Origin of the sequence: Humitalea rosea (assembly GCF_003253705.1) — a bacterium.
GTDB classification, from domain to species: domain Bacteria; phylum Pseudomonadota; class Alphaproteobacteria; order Acetobacterales; family Acetobacteraceae; genus Humitalea; species Humitalea rosea.
The window spans coordinates 1-19,011 of the sequence record NZ_QKYU01000026.1 but is presented as its reverse complement, the minus strand read 5'-3'; the positions used below and the strand labels follow the sequence as shown (position 1 = coordinate 19,011).

Annotated in this window: 17 protein-coding genes and 4 tRNA genes; 9 read left to right on the top strand and 12 right to left on the bottom strand. The window is 68.7% G+C overall.

Annotated features, from left to right (window positions below; all coding sequences use genetic code 11):
- Window positions 1-61: 61 nt before the first annotated feature.
- From nusG to C8P66_RS18930, 6 genes are all read right to left on the bottom strand, one after another.
- Window positions 62-598, bottom strand: a complete 537-nt coding sequence (gene nusG, locus C8P66_RS18955) for a transcription termination/antitermination protein NusG (protein WP_111399857.1) — start codon at window positions 596-598, stop codon at window positions 62-64.
- 1 nt (window position 599) lies between these two features.
- Window positions 600-797: a preprotein translocase subunit SecE gene (gene secE, locus C8P66_RS18950; RefSeq protein WP_111399909.1), complete on the bottom strand. Its 198-nt coding sequence runs from the start codon at window positions 795-797 to the stop codon at window positions 600-602.
- 81 nt (window positions 798-878) lie between these two features.
- A tRNA-Trp gene (locus tag C8P66_RS18945) sits at window positions 879-955 on the bottom strand.
- Between the two features lie 83 nt (window positions 956-1,038).
- On the bottom strand, window positions 1,039-2,226 hold the full coding sequence (gene tuf / locus C8P66_RS18940) for an elongation factor Tu (RefSeq protein ID WP_111399856.1): 1,188 nt from the start codon (window positions 2,224-2,226) through the stop codon (window positions 1,039-1,041).
- A 66-nt stretch (window positions 2,227-2,292) separates the two neighbouring features.
- A tRNA-Gly gene (locus C8P66_RS18935) sits at window positions 2,293-2,366 on the bottom strand.
- A gap of 36 nt (window positions 2,367-2,402) precedes the next feature.
- Window positions 2,403-2,485 (bottom strand) — tRNA-Tyr (locus C8P66_RS18930).
- A 122-nt stretch (window positions 2,486-2,607) separates the two neighbouring features.
- Between C8P66_RS18930 and rlmB the strand changes: the two genes are divergently transcribed.
- The 9 genes from rlmB to C8P66_RS18890 all read left to right on the top strand — a co-directional run bounded on the left by rlmB (window position 2,608) and on the right by C8P66_RS18890 (window position 8,981).
- A complete protein-coding gene (gene rlmB, locus C8P66_RS24505) occupies window positions 2,608-3,978 on the top strand; it encodes a 23S rRNA (guanosine(2251)-2'-O)-methyltransferase RlmB (RefSeq protein WP_245903674.1) in 1,371 nt (456 codons plus the stop codon).
- A 27-nt stretch (window positions 3,979-4,005) separates the two neighbouring features.
- On the top strand, window positions 4,006-4,770 hold the full coding sequence (locus tag C8P66_RS18920; protein ID WP_111399854.1) for a 2-keto-4-pentenoate hydratase: 765 nt from the start codon (window positions 4,006-4,008) through the stop codon (window positions 4,768-4,770).
- 114 nt (window positions 4,771-4,884) lie between these two features.
- Window positions 4,885-5,112: a hypothetical protein gene (locus C8P66_RS18915; protein ID WP_111399853.1), complete on the top strand. Its 228-nt coding sequence runs from the start codon at window positions 4,885-4,887 to the stop codon at window positions 5,110-5,112.
- 68 nt (window positions 5,113-5,180) lie between these two features.
- A complete protein-coding gene (thyX, locus tag C8P66_RS18910) occupies window positions 5,181-6,122 on the top strand; it encodes an FAD-dependent thymidylate synthase (RefSeq protein ID WP_111399852.1) in 942 nt (313 codons plus the stop codon).
- Entirely contained in the window at window positions 6,115-6,366 is a 252-nt protein-coding gene (locus C8P66_RS23930; RefSeq protein ID WP_158537315.1) for a hypothetical protein, read from the top strand. The genes thyX and C8P66_RS23930 overlap by 8 nt, the downstream gene beginning before the upstream one ends.
- Complete coding sequence (locus tag C8P66_RS18905; protein WP_158537314.1) at window positions 6,363-6,962, top strand: HD domain-containing protein; 600 nt, start codon at window positions 6,363-6,365, stop codon at window positions 6,960-6,962. Before C8P66_RS23930 ends, C8P66_RS18905 begins: the two co-directional genes overlap by 4 nt.
- Window positions 6,959-7,849: a PfkB family carbohydrate kinase gene (locus C8P66_RS18900; RefSeq protein ID WP_111399850.1), complete on the top strand. Its 891-nt coding sequence runs from the start codon at window positions 6,959-6,961 to the stop codon at window positions 7,847-7,849. Before C8P66_RS18905 ends, C8P66_RS18900 begins: the two co-directional genes overlap by 4 nt.
- Window positions 7,850-7,853: 4 nt before the next feature.
- Window positions 7,854-8,792: an NAD(P)-dependent oxidoreductase gene (locus tag C8P66_RS18895; RefSeq protein WP_111399849.1), complete on the top strand. Its 939-nt coding sequence runs from the start codon at window positions 7,854-7,856 to the stop codon at window positions 8,790-8,792.
- A gap of 117 nt (window positions 8,793-8,909) precedes the next feature.
- Window positions 8,910-8,981: transfer RNA gene (locus C8P66_RS18890), tRNA-Thr, on the top strand.
- A gap of 238 nt (window positions 8,982-9,219) precedes the next feature.
- On the opposite strand, the gene C8P66_RS18885 is transcribed toward C8P66_RS18890, so the two are convergent.
- The 6 genes from C8P66_RS18885 to gltB form a co-directional block, all read right to left on the bottom strand.
- A complete protein-coding gene (locus C8P66_RS18885) occupies window positions 9,220-10,113 on the bottom strand; it encodes a carbohydrate ABC transporter permease (RefSeq protein WP_111399848.1) in 894 nt (297 codons plus the stop codon).
- Window positions 10,106-11,065 (bottom strand): carbohydrate ABC transporter permease, encoded by a 960-nt coding sequence (locus C8P66_RS18880; protein WP_111399908.1) that lies wholly within the window; start codon window positions 11,063-11,065, stop codon window positions 10,106-10,108. The genes C8P66_RS18885 and C8P66_RS18880 overlap by 8 nt, the downstream gene beginning before the upstream one ends.
- Before the next feature lie 62 nt (window positions 11,066-11,127).
- A complete protein-coding gene (locus tag C8P66_RS18875; protein ID WP_245903673.1) occupies window positions 11,128-12,450 on the bottom strand; it encodes an ABC transporter substrate-binding protein in 1,323 nt (440 codons plus the stop codon).
- Between the two features lie 37 nt (window positions 12,451-12,487).
- On the bottom strand, window positions 12,488-13,528 hold the full coding sequence (locus tag C8P66_RS18870; RefSeq protein ID WP_111399846.1) for an ABC transporter ATP-binding protein: 1,041 nt from the start codon (window positions 13,526-13,528) through the stop codon (window positions 12,488-12,490).
- A 146-nt stretch (window positions 13,529-13,674) separates the two neighbouring features.
- Complete coding sequence (gene fzlA / locus C8P66_RS18865) at window positions 13,675-14,343, bottom strand: FtsZ-binding protein FzlA (protein ID WP_111399845.1); 669 nt, start codon at window positions 14,341-14,343, stop codon at window positions 13,675-13,677.
- Between the two features lie 55 nt (window positions 14,344-14,398).
- Complete coding sequence (gltB, locus tag C8P66_RS18860; protein ID WP_111399844.1) at window positions 14,399-18,913, bottom strand: glutamate synthase large subunit; 4,515 nt, start codon at window positions 18,911-18,913, stop codon at window positions 14,399-14,401.
- Window positions 18,914-19,011 lie beyond the last annotated feature (98 nt).

The following is a 19,011-nucleotide window of genomic DNA, read 5'->3' as shown; positions in this document are numbered from 1 at the left end:
CGGGGGCGATCATGGGCCAATCTCCCGGAAGGCACGCCCCCCGGGGCGGGGTGTTACCCCTTCAGAGCTTCTCGACCTGGCCGTATTCCAGATCGACCGGGGTGGAGCGCCCGAAGATGGAGACGCTGACCTTGAGGCGGGAGCGTTCCTCGTCCACTTCCTCGACCGTGCCGTTGAAGCTGGTGAAGGGGCCATCCGCGACGCGGACCTGCTCGCCCACTTCGTAGATGATCGAGGGGCGCTTGGGCTTGTCCACCCCGTCCTGGACTTGCTTGACGACGCGCTGGGCCTCGGCCTCGGAGACCGGGGTCGGCTTGTTCTTGGTGCCCAGGAAGCCCGTGACCTTGGGGGTGTCCTTGACCAGATGCCAGGCCTCGTCGGTCATCGCCATCTTCACCAGCACGTAGCCGGGGAAGAACTTGCGCTCCGTCGCGACCTTCTGGCCTTTTCGCACTTCGACGACTTCTTCTGTCGGCACCAGGATATCGCCGAAGGCATCGGCCAGGCCCTTCTGGGCGGCCTGCTCCTTGATCTGCTGCGCGATCTTCTTCTCGAAGCCGGAGTAGACGTGCACGACATACCATTTGAGGTCGGCCATCTCAGCCTCCGTATTGGAACAGAAGGGTCATGGCGAACTGGACGATCTTATCCACCACCAGGAAGAAGACAGCGGCCAGCGCCGACAGCGCCAGCACGAGCCCGGTCGTGATGAGCGTCTCCTTGCGCGACGGCCAGGTGACTCGCGCCACCTCGGTCTTCACGTCGCGGACGTATTGCACCGGATCCAACCTGGCCAATTCCGGCCCCTTCAACGCTGCGCGGGCGGAAGGCCCGGATGGGCCCGCCACCCGCGGTGGAAACAGGACTGCGGAGGGGGTTGGCAGGGGCGGAGGGTCTCGAACTCTCAACCTCCGGTTTTGGAGACCGGCGCTCTAGCCAATTGAGCTACGCCCCTAAACCCCACCGCAGTGGACGCGCCTTATAGCGGCGCGTGTCTCCGCCCGCCATACCCTGGCGGGCGGAATTTGGACAAGCGCCTTACTTCTCGATCTTCGCGACGACGCCCGCACCGACGGTGCGGCCACCTTCGCGGATCGCGAAGCGCAGACCTTCATCCATGGCGATCGGCGCGATCAATTCGACGCTCATCGTCACATTGTCGCCCGGCATCACCATCTCCACACCTTCCGGCAGTTGCACCACACCCGTCACATCCGTCGTGCGGAAGTAGAACTGCGGACGGTAGTTGGTGAAGAACGGGGTATGACGCCCGCCCTCTTCCTTCGTCAGCACATAGGCTTCGGCGCTGAACTTCGTGTGCGGCGTGATCGAGCCCGGCGCGGCCAGGACCTGCCCGCGCTCCACATCCTCACGCTTCGTGCCACGCAGCAGCGCGCCGATGTTGTCGCCCGCCTGCCCAGAGTCCAGCAGCTTGCGGAACATCTCGACGCCGGTGACCGTCGTCTTGACCGTCGCCTTCAGCCCGATGATCTCGACTTCCTCGCCGACCTTCACCACGCCGCGCTCGACCCGACCCGTCACCACCGTGCCGCGGCCAGAGATCGAGAACACATCCTCGACCGGCATCAGGAACGGACGGTCCATCGCCCGCACCGGCTGCGGGATATAGGCATCCACCGCCGCCATCAGCTTCAGGATCGCCTGCTCCCCCTTCTCCGGGTCCTTGTCCTCCAGCGCCATCAGCGCCGAGCCATGGATGATCGGAATGTCGTCGCCCGGGTACTGGTAGGACGAAAGCAGCTCGCGCACTTCCATCTCCACCAGCTCCAGCAGGTCGGGGTCGGCCATGTCGGTCTTGTTCAGGAACACCACCAGCGCCGGCACGCCGACCTGGCGCGCCAGCAGGATGTGCTCGCGCGTCTGCGGCATCGGGCCGTCCGCCGCCGAAACCACCAGGATCGCGCCGTCCATCTGCGCCGCACCCGTGATCATGTTCTTCACGTAATCCGCGTGACCCGGGCAATCGACATGCGCGTAGTGACGGTTCGCCGTCTCATACTCCACATGCGCCGTCGAGATCGTGATCCCGCGCGCACGCTCCTCCGGTGCCTTGTCGATCTGGTCATACGCCGTGTAGGTCGCACCGCCCGACTTCGCCAGAACCTTGGTGATCGCCGCCGTCAGCGACGTCTTGCCATGATCCACATGCCCGATCGTGCCGATGTTGCAGTGCGGCTTGTTCCGCTCAAACTTCGCCTTGGCCATCGGCCGGATCTCCGTGTCGTCAGCTCTGTGTGGTGGGGTGGTGTGGGCCCGCGGCTACCGGCGTTCTGGAGCGGGTGACGGGAATCGAACCCGCACAACCAGCTTGGAAGGCTGGGACTCTACCGTTGAGCTACACCCGCTCAGAATCACGCGCCCTCGTCTGGCCGGTCGGAGTATGGAAGGGGTTGGATTCGAACCAACGTAGGCGTGCGCCAGCGGATTTACAGTCCGCCCCCTTTAGCCACTCGGGCACCCTTCCGCGACGACCGACAGTCGAAGGCGGCCGGAGGTATCCGTAAACACCATGCAGTGTCAACGCGCCGACATCAGCTTATCGTAATCCGCCCTTGCGCGCCGGGCCGGCGCGCGCTTGATGCGGCAATGCCACGCCCCCCTGCCCGTCCGCCCCGCGGCGGTCCGCCCACCGACAAGACCCAGAAGCCGTCCGATTCCGAGCAGACGCGCGGCCGGGGGTACGACGCTCCACGCCCCCCCCGTGGCGCGCCCGCCGAAGGGCGAGCCCGCCCCCCCGCCGGTGCCGCCCGGCCACGCCCGCCCCGTGACGAGGAGGCCCCGCGCCGCCCTGCCCGCGCGGCCGCCGGCGAGCGCCCGAGCTTCGTTCGTGGCGCGGAGCGCCCGAGCTTCGTTCGCGGCGCGGAGCGCCCGACGCGCGCGGCGCGCCCGGCGCCCGAACGCTCTTTCTCCGACCGCTCCGGCTCCGACCGCCCCGGCTCCGACCGCTCCGGTCCCGGCCGCGACGCGCCCCGCCCCACGCGTGGCCCTCGCGCCGCCCCGGCCGCCGAGGCGCCCACGCCCTTCCAGCGCGGCCCTCGGCGCCCAACGGCCGAATCCCGCGACCAGGCGCCCGAGCGCCCGGCGGCACGCCCCGCCCCTGCCCCGCGCTTCGTGCCGACCCGCACCGCCCGCGCGCCCATGGCCCCCCGCCAGCAGGACCCGGACGCGCCGCAGCCCCGCGCGCCGCGGCCCGTAGCCGCCGCCCCCCCGCCGGAGACCTTCCGCGCGCCCTCCACCGCTTACTGGCTCTACGGGCTGCATGCGGTCGAATCGGCGCTGCGCAACACCGCGCGCCGCGCCCACCGCCTGCTGCTGACCGCCGATGCCGAGGCGACGCTGACCTCGCGCCTGCCGCCCGACGCGCTGACCCGCGCCCGAGTCACCCCCGAACGCGCCGATCGCCAGCGGTTCCAGACCTTCCTGACCGAGGATGCCGTCCACCAGGGCGCGGCCATGCTGGTCGAGCCGCTGCCGAATCCGGCGCTGGAGAAGATCGTCACCACCGGCACCGGGCCGGTCGTGCTGCTCGACCAGGTGACCGATCCGCGCAACGTGGGCGCCATCCTGCGCTCGGCGGCGGCCTTCGGCGCGGTCGCCGTGGTGCTGCAATCCCGCCACGCGCCGCCCGAGACCGGCGCCATGGCCCGTGCCGCCTCCGGCGCGCTCGACATCGTGCCGGTGGTGCGGGAGGTGAACCTGTCCCGCGCCATCCAATCCTTGCAGCGCCTGGGGTTCTGGGTGGTCGGCATGGCCGGCGACGCGCCGCGCAGCATGGCCGAGGCGGGGCTCGGGGAGCGCCGCATCGCCCTCGTGCTGGGCGCCGAGGATGCCGGGCTGCGCCGTTTGCAGCGCGAGACCTGCGATGAGCTGGTCCGCCTGCCGATGGCCGAGGGGGTGGAGAGCCTGAACGTCTCCGCCGCCGCCGCCGTCGCGCTGTACGAGATCGCCCGCCGCTGAGCTGACCAGGAGCTGAGGATACCAGCCATGACCGACGCCGCCCGCCTGATCCTGGACGCCCGCCGCGCGCGGTCCCGGCTGGAGCCTTTGGGGGCGGCGGCGCCGGTCGATGAGGCGGCCGGCTATGCCGCGCAATACGAGCTGGCCGGGATGATCGGCGCGGTGCCGCCGGCCGGCTTCAAGATCGGTGCCACCGCCAAGGTGATGCAGGCCTATCTCGGCCTCACCGGCCCGGCGGCGGGATTCGTGAGCCGGGAGGGGCTGTTCGTCTCGGGCGCCTCCGTCCCCTTCGATGATTTCCTGGCCCCCGGCGTGGAATGCGAGGTGGCGCTGCGACTGGGCGCCGACCTGCCGGCCGGCCCCTGCACGCTGGAACAGGCAAGCGCCGCCGTCGCCGAGGTCTTCGCCGGGATCGAGATCGTCGAGAAGCGCTACGACGACCTCGCCGCTTTGGGCACACCGACCCTCATCGCCGACCAGGTGTTCCATGCGGGGGGTGCGCTCGGCGCCCCGGCGCCGGGCTGGCCCGGGATCGACCTTGCGGCGGCGCGGGGCGAGATCCTGGTGGATGGCAGTCTGCGCGGCAGCGGCCTCGGCGCCGATCTGCTCGGCCATCCGCTGGCAGCGCTAGCCTGGCTGGCCGATTCGGGGGCCGCCCATGCCTTCGGCGGGCTGAAGGCGGGCCAGGTGGTGTTCCTCGGCTCCGTCACCCCGCCGATCTGGCTGGATGGCCCCTGCATGGTCACGGTCAGCTTCGACCTGCTCGGGACCACGACGCTTCGCTTCACTTGAAGGCTGGGGCCGCGCTGGTCTTCATCTTTCCGCAAGGGTGATGCGGCAGAAAGACCTTGCCGCCAGTCTCCGGGCGGAACCTTGCCAGGACGGCTTGCGGGTAAGGAAACCCCCATGCCGACCGTCATCTGGCCGGAGCTGTCCGACGACCAGCAATTGATCCTGGCGCGTGAGGCCATGCGCCGCGCCGCCGAAACCCTGGCCGATCATGCCGAGCTTCTGGCCGCGGAAATGGAGGATGGTGGGCTGGTGGACCAGGGCGGGCCGGAGGCGCTGCGCCTCTTCGCCGCCGTGGTGCGGGCGACCAATGGCGACAGTTTTGGCGTCGCGGGGCATGCCTGAAGACGCGGCGCCGCTGACAAGCCTGGCCTGACCCGCTAAGCACGGCCCCCAAGCTCGGGGGCGTGACCATGGCACTGACGGCGGACCAGGAAGAGGAAGTCGCCGCGGCCCGCGCCGCCTCGGCGCAGACCCGCCGCCCCACGGTGCCGGCGCTGGAAGCCCTGCTGTTCCGCGCGCTTCCGGTGCTCGACCACGGCTTTGTCCGCGTCGTGGACTACATGGGCGACGATGCCGCCGTGGTGCAGGCCGCCCGCGTCTCCTATGGCCGCGGCACCAGGGCCGCCAATGAGGATCGCGGTCTGATCCGCTACCTCATGCGCCACCGCCACTCGACGCCCTTCGAGATGTGCGAGATCAAATACCATGTGAAGCTGCCGATCTTCGTCGCGCGGCAGTGGATCCGCCACCGCACCGCCAATGTGAACGAGATCTCGGCCCGGTATTCGATCCTGGACCGTGAGTTCTACCTCCCCGCCCCCACGGCCCTGGCCGCGCAATCGCCCGCGAATCGGCAGGGCCGTGGCGAGGTCCTGGCCGGGGCCGAGGCCGCCCGCGTGCTGGACCTGCTGCGCGAGGACGCCACCCGCAACTACGACCACTACCTCGACATGCTGAACGAGGGCGAGGACGGCAAGCCGGCCGACCCGTCCCGCCCCGGCCTCGCGCGGGAGCTGGCGCGGATGAACCTCACGCTCAACGCCTATACGCAATGGTACTGGAAGACGGACCTCTACAATCTGTTCCACTTCCTCTCGCTGCGCGCCGATAGCCACGCCCAGTACGAGATCCGCGTCTATGCCGAGGCGATGATGGACACCGTCCGCGCCTGGGTGCCGCATTCGGCCGAGGCGTTTTCCGACTATCGCCTCGGTGCCGTGACGCTTTCGGCCCAGATGGTCTCCGTCGTCCGCCGCCTGCTGGCGGGCGAGGCGGTCGCGCAGGAAAGCTCCGGCCTGTCCAAGCGCGAATGGCGCGAGATGATGGACAGCCTCGGCCGCGGCGATGGCTGATCCGCGCCCGGCCCCCGCCCCGCGCCGCGCGGCCCCGCGCCGGCCGGCCACTGGCGCCGCCCGCAGCAAGCGCGCGGCACCGCCCCCGGGCCGGCCGGCGCTGCGGCGCTGGGGCTGGGCCATCGCGGGCGGGGTCGGGCTGGTGATCGGCGTGCCGGTGGCGGTGGCGACGATCGGCGAGATCGGCGCCATCATGGTGATGGCGCTCGTTGCCGGCATCGTCATCGGCAAGGCCTGGCGGTGACGACGCCGCGGCTGGCCTCGGTGCTGGAGTTCCTCACCCTCGCCGACCAGCTCAAGCATGTGCTGCGCCGCGGCCGCACGCTGGATGCCGACGGCATCGCCCGCTGGGAGAATTCGGCCGAGCATTGCTGGCATGTCGCCCTGGCCGCGGTGCTGTTGCGGGACGAGCTGGCCTTCCCGGTCGATCTCGGCCGGGTGCTGGCCATGATCGCGGCGCATGACCTGGTGGAGATCGAGGCCGGCGACACCTTTGCCTATGACGCGGCGGGGGCCGCCACCCAGGCCGAGCGCGAACAGCGCGCCGCCGACCGGATCTTCGGCACCCTGCCGCCCGACCTTGGCGCGCAGATGCACGCGCTCTGGGCCGAGTTCGAGGCCGGCGTCACGCCCGAATCGCGCTTCGCCATGGGCTGCGACCGCTTGCAGGGCTTCTTCCAGGGCGTGATTTCCGGCGGCAAGGCCTGGATCGAGGCCGGCGTCACCACTGCCCAATCCGCCCGCCGCATGGACCCGGCCGCCGCCGTGGACCCGGCCTTCGCAACCCTCATCGCCGCCCTGCGCGAGCGCGCCTTGGCCGAGGGGCTGCTGCGGCCGTGAGCGTGCTGGTCTTCGGCTCGGCCGCGGCCGATATCGTCTTCCGCCTGCCGAGCCTGCCCCACCCGGGCGAGACCATCCTCGGCGACGCCGCGCCGCTGCAAGCCGGCGGCAAGGGGGCCAACCAGGCGCTGGCGGCGGCGCGCGACGGGGCCAGGGTTGCCTTCGCCGGCGCCATCGGCGCGGATGCAGCCGGTGAGGTGGTGCGGGGCCCGCTGCTGGCGGCCGGGGTCGATTGCTCCCGCCTCGCGGTGGTGGATCGCCCCACCGGGATTGCCGCCGTCTGTGTCGATCCCGAAGGCGCCAATCTGATCGCCGTGGCCACCGGGGCCAATGCCCGCGCCTCGGCCGCCCAGGTCGAGGAGGCCGCCCTGCACCCCGGCCTCGTGCTGCTGTTGCAGATGGAGGTGCCGGCGGCCGAGACCGCCGCGCTGATTTTTCGCGCCCGGGCGCAGGGCGCGCGGATCATCCTGAACCTGGCCCCAGCGGCGGCGCTCGATCCGGCGGCGCTGCGGGCGCTGGACCTGCTGGTGGTGAATGAGCATGAGGCCGCCTGGCTCGCCGCCCAGCTTGGTGCCGGAGCCGGCGCCGAGGCGCTGCATGCAGCACTCGGCATCGGCGTCGCCGTCACCCTCGGCGAGCGGGGCGCGATGGCGGCGACGGCGGCGGGCGTCGTCACCCTTCCTGGCCTGCCGGTCCGGGCGGTGGATACGGTGGGTGCCGGGGATTGCTGGTGCGGGGTGCTGGCCGCCGCCCTGGATCGTGACCTGCCGCTGGAGGCCGCGATGCGCCGCGCCAATGCCGCCGCCGCGCTGTCCTGCACCCGCCCCGGCGCCGGGGCGGCAATGCCGGATGCCGCCGAGATCGACGCCCTGCTGCGAAAAGGCTGAGCCGATGCGCCTTGCCATCATCAACGACTACCAGTCCCTGGCGCTGGAGGCGGCCGACTGGTCGTCCCTGCCGGTCGAAGTCGCGGTGCATGGCCGCATCGCCGATCCGGCCGCGACGCTGGCCGGCTGCGCCATGGTGGTGACGGCACGGGAGGAGACGCGCTTCGATGCCGCGCTTCTCGCGCAGCTCCCCGAGCTGCGGTTGCTGGTGACGCATGGCATGGGCAATGCGGCGCTCGACCTGCCGGCGCTGGCGGCGGCGGGGGTCACGGTCTGCGGCACCGGGCTCGGCTTTCCGGGTGCCACGGTGGAGCTGACCTGGGGGCTGATCCTCGGCCTCGTCAAACACATCCCCGCCGAGGATGCGGCGATCCGCGCCGGGGGCTGGGGTGCGGGGCTCGGGCGCGGTCTGACCGGGCGGGTTTTGGGCATCCTCGGCCTTGGGGAATTGGGCGGGCAGGTCGCGCAGGTCGGGCGGGCGATGGGCATGGAGGTCATCGCCTGGAGCGAGAACCTGACCGCGGAGGCCTGCGCCGCCCGGGGCGCGCGGCTGGTGACGCGGGAGGCGCTCTTCGCCGAATCCGACGTGCTCAGCATCCATCTGCGCTTCTCGCCGCGCAGCCGGGGGCTGGTCGGGGCCGCCGATATCGCGCGGATGAAGCCGGATGCGCTGCTGATCAACACCGCCCGTGGCCCGATCGTGGATGAGCCGGCGCTGGTCGCGGCGCTGGCGGCGGGGCGGATCGGCGGCGCCGGGCTGGATGTCTTCGCCGAGGAGCCGCTGGCGGCCGATCACCCGCTGCGCCACCTGCCGAACACGCTGCTGACCTCCCATATCGGCGGCCGCACGCGGGACAATATCCTGCTGCGCTACCGCGACAGCCTGGAGGATGTGCGGGCCTGGCTGGCGGGCGCGTCGATCCGGGTGATCGGGGCCGGGTGATCGGGGCCGGGTGATCGGGGCCGGGTGATCGGGGCCGGGTGATCGGGGCCGGGTGATCGGGGCCGGGTGATCGGACGTTGAGAAAACCGGCCATGGGCGCTAGGACAGCAGCGCCATGCCCGGTTAGCACAGCGGTAGTGCAGCGGTTTTGTAAACCGAAGGTCGGGGGTTCAATCCCCTCACCGGGCATTGGCTTCCCCCCCTGCCGGCTCGGCGTCACGGCGGTTGAACGCGGCCAGGGCCTCGCCTTCGCCGGTGAGCTCGGTCGTGATCGCGACCGGCGCAGGCCGCCCCGGAGCGAGCCCGCCTGGAGCGAGCCCACCCCGCGCGCCGCTGGCCATTGGGGCGTGCCGGCGATGGTCTTCGCCGGCAAGCCCTTCTTCGGGCAGGAACCGCTTCTACATGCTGCTCTGGCGGAACTCTGAGGCTACTCCTTCACCGCCCCGGTCAACGAGGACACGTAGTAGTCCACGAAGAACGAGTAGAAGAGCGCCACCGGCAGCGAGCCCAGCAGCGAACCCGCCATCAGCGCGCCCCACTGATAGACGTCGCCGGTGACAAGCTCGGTCAGGATCGCGACCGGGACGGTCTTGTTCTCGCTGCTCTGGATGAAGGCCAGCGCATAGATGAACTCGTTCCAGGACAGGGTGAAGGAGAAGATCCCCGCCGAGATCAGCCCCGGCACCGCCAGCGGCAGCGTGATCCGGCGCAGGATCTGCAACCGGGTCGCGCCATCCATCAGCGCGCATTCCTCCAGCTCATAGGGGATCGACTTGAAGTAGCCGATCAGCAGCCAGGTGCAGAAGGGAATGAGGAAGGTCGGGTAGGTCAGGATCAGCGCGAAGGGCGTGTCGAACAGCCCGAGCTGAAACACCATCGTCGCCAGCGGAATGAACAGGATCGAGGGCGGCACCAGATAGGCGAGGTAGATCGCAAGCCCGACATAGCCCGAACCGCGGAACCGCAGCCGCTGGATCGCATAGGCCGCCAGCGTGCTGGAGACCAGCGAGAGCACCGTCGCACAGACCGCCACCAGCATCGTGGTCCAGAGCCAGCGCGGATAGGCCGTCTCGAACAGCAGCATGTAGAGGTGGTCGAGGGTCGGCGAGCCGATCCAGAACGGGTTGTACCGCTTGTAGTCGTAGAGCTCGGCGTTCGGTTTGAAGGCGGTGATCGTCATCCAGTAGAACGGGAACAGCAGGATCAGCACGAAGCAGGCCAGCGGCACATAGACCATGACGACGCGCCGCGAGCGGCTGTCCCAGGCCATGGTTTCGGGCGGCGGGCTGCTGCCATTCGCCTTGGTGGCGGCCTCAGTCATTGCCTTCTCCCTGCTGCCACTTGCGCCGGGCGAGGCCGAAATAGCTGAACAGCGTGGCGAAGATCAGGAACGGGATCATGGAGACGGCGATCGCAGCGCCCTCGCCCAATTGCCCGCCCGGAATGCCGCGCTGGAAGGCCAGGGTCGCCAGCAGATGCGTCGAATTCACCGGCCCGCCGCGCGTGATCGCATAGACCAGCTGGAAGTCGGTGAAGGTGAAGATGATCGAGAAGGTCATGACGATCGCCAGGATCGGCATCAGCATCGGGAAGGTGATGTAGCGAAACCGCTGCCATGGCGTGGAGCCATCGAGCAGTGCCGCCTCGTACAGCGACGGCGAGATCGTCTGCAGCCCCGCCAGCAGCGAGATCGCGACGAAGGGAATCCCGCGCCAGATATTGGCCGCGATCAGCGACCAGCGCGCCGGCCAGGCACTGCCCAGGAAGTCGAAGTTCGTTGTCCTGACGCCAAGGACATCGACCGCGAGATAGGAGATGATCGAGAATTGCGGATCGTAGATCCACCAGAAGGCGATCGCCGAGAGCACCGTCGGCACGATCCAGGGCAGCAGGATGATCGCGCGCAGCAGGCTCTTCAGCGGCAAATGGTTGTTCAGCAGCAGCGCGAGCCAGAGCCCGAGCGCGAATTTCCCGAGGGTCGCGACGCCGGTGTAGAACACGCTGTAGAAGACCGCGTTCCAGAAGATCGGGTCGGTGAACAGATACTCGAAGTTCTCAAACCCGATCCAGACGCCGCGCCGACCGATCGTGGTGTCGGTGAAGGCCAGCCAGATGCCCAGGCCCAGCGGATAGGTAAGGAACACCCCGAGCAGGCCGAGCGCGGGCAGCAGGCAGGCGAAGACCAGGAAGGGCTTGTAGTCGAACAATCGGGCCAGGCGGCCCGGTTGCTGCCGGGCCTTGTTCCAGGTGGCAGGCACGGTGGTTGCGGACATCATGTGCTCCTTGGCAGGCGGCGCCCTCCGGACCCGGGGAGCGCCGCCGCCTGGATTGGGTCTCAGCGGGCGCGGAAGAAGCGGCGCGCCCGGCGTTCGGCTTCCGCCGCCGCCGCCTGCGGCGTCGCCTGGCCGGAGGCGACGGAGGCGCACATCTGCACCATGACGTAATCGGCGTTGGCCGCCGCCGAGCCCTCGCTGATCGGGCCTTTGTAACCAAGCCAGAAGTCGCTGTTCATGGTGGTGCGGAACACCGCCACCTTGGGGTCGCCCTTCCAGGTGTCGCTTTCGTCATAGGCGTTCAGCGGCTGGCCCCAGTAGCCGACATTGGCCTGCAACCAGGGGTCGTACTGTTCCGCCTCCAGCATGAAACTCAGGAAGGCCTTGGCCGCGTTCGGGAAGCGGCTGTGCTTGAAGACCATGGCATTCAGCGTCAGCCCCGCATTCGGCGCGGTGGCCGCCAGGCCCTTGGGCATCGGCTGGATCTGCGTATCCTCCGCCAGCGGCGCCAGCGCCGGATCGTTCTTCAGCGAGAAGTACAGCGAGACGCCGTTCTCCGTCATCCAGCATTCGCTGGCCGAATAGGCCCGGTTGTTGCTGACATCGCCCCAGGACAGCGTGCCCGGAAGGAAGGTCGGGTACAGGTCCTTCAGGTAGGTCAGCGCCGCGATGGTCTGCGGGCTGTTGATGGCGACCTTGCCCTCCTCATCGACGAGGTAGCCGCCATGCGACCAGACCAGCCAGTTGGCGAAGGCGTTGCCATCGCCGACCGCGTTGCCAAGCGCGAAGCCCGCAGGCTTGCCGATCCGCTTCAGCCCCTGGCAGACCCGCAGGAAGCCGGCCAGATCCTCGGGGATCTCGGTGAAGCCGGCCTCGTTGACCGCGGATTTGCGCCAGATCAGCGGGCCGCCTGAAGCCCCGAAGGGCAGGCCCAGCCAGTTGTTGCTGCCGGCGCGCTTGCCGTAGCGCTGCGCCAGCGCCTTCCACCCGCCATATTTGGTGCCGAGGTAGGTCGCGACATCGGTCACGTCGACCAGCTTGTCCTGATAGACATGCGGCGATTCATTGAAGCCGATGATCAGGTCCGGCCCCGCGCCGGTATTGGCGGTGACGGCGGTCTGCTGGGTGATGTCCTCCCAGCCGACGAAATCCACGCGGACCTCGACGCCGGTCGCCGCGGTGAAGCGGGCGGCATTGGCGCGAAACACATCCTCATCCGGCTGCACGAAGCGCACCGGGCGCAGCATCCTCAGCGTGGCGCCACGCTCGATCGGGAGGCTGGGGGCGGTTGCGGGCGAGGTGGGGATGGCGGCCATCGCGCGGCCGCCCAGCAGGGCTGCCCCGGCGAGCCCGGCCGTGCCGCGGCGGGTGAACATGTTTGTCATTTTTCTGTTTCCTCCCTGGGTTCGTTTTCTTGGACGGCTAGAGCCGCCTGCCATCCGGTCCGAAGAGATGGACCAGGTCGAGATCCGGGCTGATCATCAGCGTGTCGCCGTGCCGGCCCATGACGCGTTCGCGGAAGGCGCCGAGCAGATGCGTCTCCCCGATGTTCAGGGAAACCTGCGTCTCCGACCCGGTCGGCTCCACCACGATGATCGAGGCGGCGATGCCGGCATCATCCAGGCGCAGATGCTCCGGCCGGATGCCATAGGTCGTGGCGGTCGGCGGCGCCCCCGGCGGCAGCGGCATCACCGCGCCCCCATCGGCATGGAAGGCGCCATCCCGCACCCGCCCCGACAGCAGGTTCATCGCCGGGCTGCCGATGAAGCCGGCCACGAACAGATTGGCGGGCGTGTCGTAAAGATCGAGCGGGGCGCCCGATTGTTCGATGCGCCCACCATTCATGACCACGATCTGGTCGGCCATGGTCATGGCCTCGATCTGGTCATGGGTGACGTAGACGGTCGTCACCTTCAGCCGCTGATGAAGTTCCTTGATCTCGCTGCGCATCTGCACCCGCAGCTTGGCATCGAGGTTGGAGAGCGGTTCGTCGAACAGGAAGACCTGCGGATCGCGCACGATGGCGCGGCCCATGGCGACGCGCTGCCGCTGCCCGCCCGACAATTGCCGGGGATAGCGGTCCAGCAGCACATCAAGCCCCAGGATCTTGGCCGCGCGCTGGACCTCCGCCTCGATCACATCCGCCGGCGCCTTGGCCAGCATCATCGAGAAGGCCATGTTCTCGCGCACGGTCATATGCGGGTAGAGCGCGTAGTTCTGGAACACCATCGCGATGTCGCGGTCCTTCGGCGGCACGGTGTTGACCACCTTGCCCCCGATCGCGATCTCGCCCTCGGTGATGTTCTCAAGCCCCGCGATCATGCGCAGCAGGGTGGATTTGCCGCAGCCGGAGGGCCCGACCAGAACGACGAATTCGCCGTCGCCGATGCTTACATCAACGCCGTGCAGCACCTTGGTGCTGCCGTAGGATTTGCGGGCCTGGCGAATGGAAACGTCAGCCATAAGGGTCAGCGACCCACATAGCTGTGACGGCAAGCGACCCTCTGGTCCATGACGCTACCTTCCCTGAACGCACCCCTTTTGTCGGGGCATCAGGGTCAGGCTAGCCGCGGCAGCGTCGAAGATGCAATGGCTGTGGAAAGGTGGCCTCAGAAGTCAAGGTCGGCGTAATGCTCCGCCGGCGCCATCCCCGGCACCCGGTCCGCGAGGATCGCGCGGAAGGAGGGGCGCGACTTCACCCGCGCATACCAGTGCTTGGCACTGTCGCTGAGCGACCAGTCCACATCGCCGATATAATCCAGCGAGGACAGATGCGCCGCGGCCGCGAGATCGGCGATGCTGATCTCGCGGCCCGCGAGCCAGGGCCGCGTCTCGGCCAGCCAGCCGAGGTAGTCGAGGTGGCTGCGCAGGTTCTGGTAGCCGGCGCGCAGGGCCGCGGCCTCGGGGTGCCCGCGGCCGAGAAGCTTCTTCATGGTCCGCTCGGTCAGCAGGTTGGCGGTGACCTCCTGGCCGAACTTCAGGTCGAACCAGGCGACCAGGCGGCGCACTTCGCAACGGTCCGCGAAGGTACGGCCCATCAGCGGCGGGTCGGGATAGGCCTCGTCCAGATATTCGCAGATCGCGTTGGAGTCCGCGATCACCAGCCCATTCTCCTCGACCATCACCGGCACGGTGCAGGCCGGGTTCATCGCCAGGAAGGCGTCGCGCCGCTCCCAGACCTTCTCGACCAGGGTCTCGAAGGGAATGTGCTTTTCGGCCAGCGCGAGGCGGACCTTACGGCAATAGGGCGAAAGAGGGAGGTGATGGAGGAGTCGCATGTCCGCTGCGGGGCTTGCCACGGCAAGCCCCGCAGGTCCACCCGCCGATTGCCGCCTACTCGGCGGCGGCGGCGACCTCCTCCATCGGCCGGGCCAGGTACTTGGCGTATTCTTTCGGCACGACGTGCCAGAACCGACCCAGCGCCGCCTCCCAGTCGTTCAGCAGGCGGGCGGCGAAGCGACTGCCCGTCTCATCCACATGCCGCTGGATGAGGGCGCGCAGCTCGCCCTCCCAATGCGCCGAGGCGATCCGGCGCCAGAGCAGGGTCTCGGGGTTCAGCCGCTTCTCGAAGCTGCCATCCGCATCCCAGACGAAGGCCTGCCCGCCGGTGAAGCCGGCGCCGAAATTGTCGCCGACCGCGCCCAGGATCACCACCGTCCCGCCCGTCATGTATTCGCAGGCATTGGCGCCGACGCCCTCGACAACCGTCGTGGCGCCCGAATTGCGCACCGCGAACCGCTCGCCCGCCTGCCCGGCCGCGAACAGCCAGCCCGCGGTCGCACCGTACAGCACGGTGTTGCCGATGATGGTGTTCTCGTTCCAGATCAACGGCGAGGAGGGCGCGGGGCGGACCACGATGGTCGCGCCCGACAGGCCCTTGCCGACATAGTCATTGGCATCGCCATAGACCTCCAGCTTCAGCCCCTTCACCCCGAAGGCGCCGAGCGACTGCCCGGCCGAGCCGCGCAGCCGGACGGTCAGATGCCCGTCCTGCAGATGCGACATGCCGAACTGCCGGGTGATCTTGGAGGAGACCTTGGTGCCGATCGCGCGGTGGGTGTTCCGGATGTTGTAGGCGAGCTGCATCTTCTCGCCCCGCTCGAACAGCGCCGCGGCGTCGCGGAGCATTTCGGCGTCGAGTGTCTCGGGGACCTCGTTGCGGCCCTCGATGGTGCAGTAGGAGGCGTGCCCGCCGGCATCGGCCTTCACCAGCAGCGGGTTCAAATCCAGGTCATCAAGGTCGTCGGCACCGCGGCTGACCTGGCGCAGCAGATCGGTGCGGCCGATCACATCGGTCATCCGCCGCATGCCCAGCGAGGCGAGGATCTCGCGCACTTCCTCGGCCACGAAGGAGAACAGGCTGATGACCTTCTCCGGCGTGCCCGTGAATTTTTGCCGAAGCGCCTCGTCCTGGGTGCAGACGCCCACCGGGCAGGTGTTGCTGTGGCACTGGCGCACCATGATGCAGCCCATCGCCACGAGGCTCGCGGTGCCGATGCCGAATTCCTCGGCCCCCAGCATCGCCGCGATCACCACGTCGCGCCCGGTCTTCAGCCCGCCGTCGGTGCGCAGCCGCACCCGGTGCCGCAGCCGGTTCAGCAGCAGCACCTGATGCGTCTCCGACAGCCCCATCTCCCAGGGCAGGCCGGCATATTTGATGCTGGTCTGCGGGCTCGCACCGGTGCCGCCGGAATGGCCGGAGACCAGGATGGCGTCGGCCTTGGCCTTGGCCACGCCCGCCGCGATGGTGCCGATCCCCGACCGCGAGACCAGCTTCACGCAAACCGAGGCCTCGGGGTTGATCTGCTTGAGATCGTAGATGAGCTGCGCCAGATCCTCGATCGAGTAGATGTCGTGATGCGGCGGCGGCGAGATCAGCATCACCCCCGGCGTGGAATGCCTGAGCTTGGCGATCAGCCCGGTCACCTTGAAGCCGGGCAGTTGCCCGCCCTCGCCGGGCTTGGCCCCTTGCGCGACCTTGATCTCGATCTCGCGGCAGTTGTTGAGATACTCGGCGGTGACGCCGAAGCGGCCGGAGGCGATCTGCTTGATCGCGCTGCTGGCATTGTCGCCATTCGCGCGCGGCTTGGCGCGGGCGGGGTCCTCGCCGCCCTCGCCGCTGTCGCTGCGGGCACCGATCCGGTTCATCGCGATCGACAGCGTCTCATGCGCCTCGGGCGAGAGCGCGCCCAAGGAAATGCCGGGGGCCAGAAGCCGCTTGCGGATTTCGGTGATGCTCTCGACTTCCTCGATCGCGATGGGCGACAGCCCCTCGGGGCGGAAATCCAGCAGGTCGCGCAGCGCCACCGGCGGCTGCTTGCGCACGGCCTCCGAATACCGCTTGAAGGTCTGGTAGCTGTCGGCCTCCACCGCCGCCTGCAGCATGTGGATCAGCGTGCCGTCGAAGGCATGCGCCTCGCCGCGGCGACGCAGCTTGTACATGCCGCCGACCGGCAAGGTGAGGACTTCCTCGGCCCAGGCCTGGGCATGCAGCGCCAGCACGCGGCGCGCGATGCCCTGCAAGCCGATGCCGGAGATGCGCGACTGCGTGCCCGGGAAGAATTCCGCGACCAGCGAGCGCGACAGCCCGATCGCCTCGAAATTCATGCCCCCGCGATAGGAGGCGATGACCGAGATGCCCATCTTGGACATGACCTTCAGCAGGCCCTTGTCCACCGACTTCTTGTAGCGGGCAACGCACTCCTTGAGGCTGAGCGTGCCGAACAGCCCGCGGCGCTGGCGGTCCGCGATGCTCTCCTGCGCCAGATAGGCGTTGACCGAGGTCGCCCCCGCCCCGATCAGCACGGCGAAGGTATGCACATCGACGCATTCCGCCGCGCGCACGTTCAGGCTGGTGAAGGTGCGCAGCGAGGTCTTGACGAGATGCGTGTGCACGCCCCCGACCGCGAGGATCATCGGGATCGGCGCGCGATCCGGGCCCTGGTGCTCATCGGTCAGCACCACATGGGCGCGGCCGGAGCGCACGCCCTCCTCGGCCTCGCGCCGGATGCGCTCGATGCCGCGACGCAGCCCCATCTCGCCCTCGGCCGCGGGGTAGGTGCAATCCACCTCCACCGCGGTGTCGCCCATATAGGCGCGCATGGCGGCGAATTCGGCGTTGGACAGCACCGGGCTGTCCAGCATCAGCATGTCGCACTGGGAGGGGTCCTCATCGAGGATGTTCCCCAGATTCCCGAGCCGCGTCTTGAGGCTCATCACCTGCGTCTCGCGCAGAGAATCGATCGGCGGGTTGGTGACCTGCGCGAAGCTCTGGCGGAAGTAGTGGTGCAGGCCCCGGTAATGCTCCGACAGCACCGCGATCGGGGTGTCGTCGCCCATGCTGCCGATGGCCTCGGAGGCATCCTCGACCATCGGGTGCAGGATCTGCTCCAGCTCCTCCAGCGTCATGCCCACGGCGAGCTGGCGGCGGCGCAGCATCTCGCCCTGGTACAACACGGTCTCATCCGCATCGGCGCGCACGATGCCGTCGATCCGCGTGGTGCGCTCGGTCCATTTGCCATAGGGCTTCTGGGCCGAAAGGCGGTCCTTCAGCGCGGCATCGGCATAGAAGCGGCCCTCGGCGAGATCGACGCCGATGCACTGGCCGGGGCCGACGCGGCCCTTCTCCAGGATCTGGTCCTCGGGGATCTTCACCATGCCGGTCTCGGAGCCGATCACCAGCAACCCATTGGCGGTGATGGAGTAGCGCATCGGCCGCAGGCCGTTGCGGTCGAGCCCCGCGATCACCCATTTGCCATCGGTCGCGGCAATCGCCGCCGGCCCGTCCCAGGGCTCCATCACCGCGTTGCAGTAGAGGAAGAAATCGCGATGCGCCTGCGGCATCGTCGCGTTGTTGCCGAGCGATTCCGGGATCAGCATCGCCTTGGCCATCGGCGCGTCGCGCCCGCCGCGAACCAGAAGCTCGAAGACGGCATCGAGCGTCGCGGTATCCGAGCTGCCCGCCTGCACCACCGGCTTGATGTCGCCCATCACGCCATCGAGCAGCGGATGCGACATCCGCGTCTCATGGCTCTTCATCCAGTTGACGTTGCCGTGCAGCGTGTTGATCTCGCCGTTGTGGGCCAGCATCCGGAACGGCTGCGCCAGCTTCCAGGTCGGGAAGGTATTGGTCGAATAGCGCTGATGATAGATCGCGAAGCGGCTGATGAAGCGCGGATCGGTCAGGTCGGGATAGAAGGCGGTCAGGCTCTCGGCCAGGAACATGCCTTTGTAGATCAGCGAACGCGCCGACAGCGAGCAGACGTAGAAGCCCTGCACCTCGCCGGCGATGGCCTCCTTCTCGATCCGGCGGCGGATCGCATAGAGGTCGCGCTCATAGTCGTCGTCGGAGACGCCGCGCGGGTCCCAGATCAGGATCTGCTCGATCTCGGGGCGGGTCGCATTGGCCTTCTCGCCGATCACGGAGACGTCGATCGGCACCTGGCGCCAGCCGTAGATGGCATAGCCCCCGTTCAGGATCTCGGTTTCCACGATCTGGCGGCAGCGCTCCTGCGCGCCGAGATCGGTCTTCGGCATGAAGACCATGCCGACGGCGATGCGGCCGGGCTTCACCTTGTCGCCGCCGAGGCGCACGGCATCGGCGAAGAAATCCTGCGGGATCTCGATATGGATGCCGGCGCCATCGCCGGTCTTGCCATCGGCATCGACGGCGCCGCGGTGCCAGACCGCCTTCAGCGCATTGATGCCGGCCTCGACCACATCGCGGCGCGCGGTGCCGTCCAGGCTGGCGACGAGGCCGACACCGCAGGCGTCATGCTCGGTCAGGTCGATATGGGCATCGGCCAGAAGGGCGAGATTGGCCGCGTGGGATGCGAGATACTCGTTCATGCCGCCTTACCCCTTTTCCTTGCGTGCTGAAGGCTGCGAAGCTGTGGGCGCGCAGGCGATGCGGGTATGGTTGTCATGCTTGCTGCTGCTGATGGTTC

What these genes read in the sequence shown, in the direction of transcription:
- nusG (WP_111399857.1), bottom strand. Translation starts at nt 598, where the DNA reads ATGGCCGACCTCAAATGGTATGTCGTGCACGTCTACTCCGGCTTCGAG.
- tuf (WP_111399856.1), bottom strand. Translation starts at nt 2,226, where the DNA reads ATGGCCAAGGCGAAGTTTGAGCGGAACAAGCCGCACTGCAACATCGGC.
- rlmB (WP_245903674.1), top strand. Translation starts at nt 2,608, where the DNA reads ATGCCACGCCCCCCTGCCCGTCCGCCCCGCGGCGGTCCGCCCACCGAC.
- C8P66_RS18920 (WP_111399854.1), top strand. Translation starts at nt 4,006, where the DNA reads ATGACCGACGCCGCCCGCCTGATCCTGGACGCCCGCCGCGCGCGGTCC.
- C8P66_RS18915 (WP_111399853.1), top strand. Translation starts at nt 4,885, where the DNA reads ATGCCGACCGTCATCTGGCCGGAGCTGTCCGACGACCAGCAATTGATC.
- thyX (WP_111399852.1), top strand. Translation starts at nt 5,181, where the DNA reads ATGGCACTGACGGCGGACCAGGAAGAGGAAGTCGCCGCGGCCCGCGCC.
- C8P66_RS23930 (WP_158537315.1), top strand. Translation starts at nt 6,115, where the DNA reads ATGGCTGATCCGCGCCCGGCCCCCGCCCCGCGCCGCGCGGCCCCGCGC.
- C8P66_RS18895 (WP_111399849.1), top strand. Translation starts at nt 7,854, where the DNA reads ATGCGCCTTGCCATCATCAACGACTACCAGTCCCTGGCGCTGGAGGCG.
- C8P66_RS18885 (WP_111399848.1), bottom strand. Translation starts at nt 10,113, where the DNA reads ATGACTGAGGCCGCCACCAAGGCGAATGGCAGCAGCCCGCCGCCCGAA.
- C8P66_RS18880 (WP_111399908.1), bottom strand. Translation starts at nt 11,065, where the DNA reads ATGTCCGCAACCACCGTGCCTGCCACCTGGAACAAGGCCCGGCAGCAA.
- C8P66_RS18875 (WP_245903673.1), bottom strand. Translation starts at nt 12,450, where the DNA reads ATGACAAACATGTTCACCCGCCGCGGCACGGCCGGGCTCGCCGGGGCA.
- C8P66_RS18870 (WP_111399846.1), bottom strand. Translation starts at nt 13,528, where the DNA reads ATGGCTGACGTTTCCATTCGCCAGGCCCGCAAATCCTACGGCAGCACC.
- fzlA (WP_111399845.1), bottom strand. Translation starts at nt 14,343, where the DNA reads ATGCGACTCCTCCATCACCTCCCTCTTTCGCCCTATTGCCGTAAGGTC.
- gltB (WP_111399844.1), bottom strand. Translation starts at nt 18,913, where the DNA reads ATGAACGAGTATCTCGCATCCCACGCGGCCAATCTCGCCCTTCTGGCC.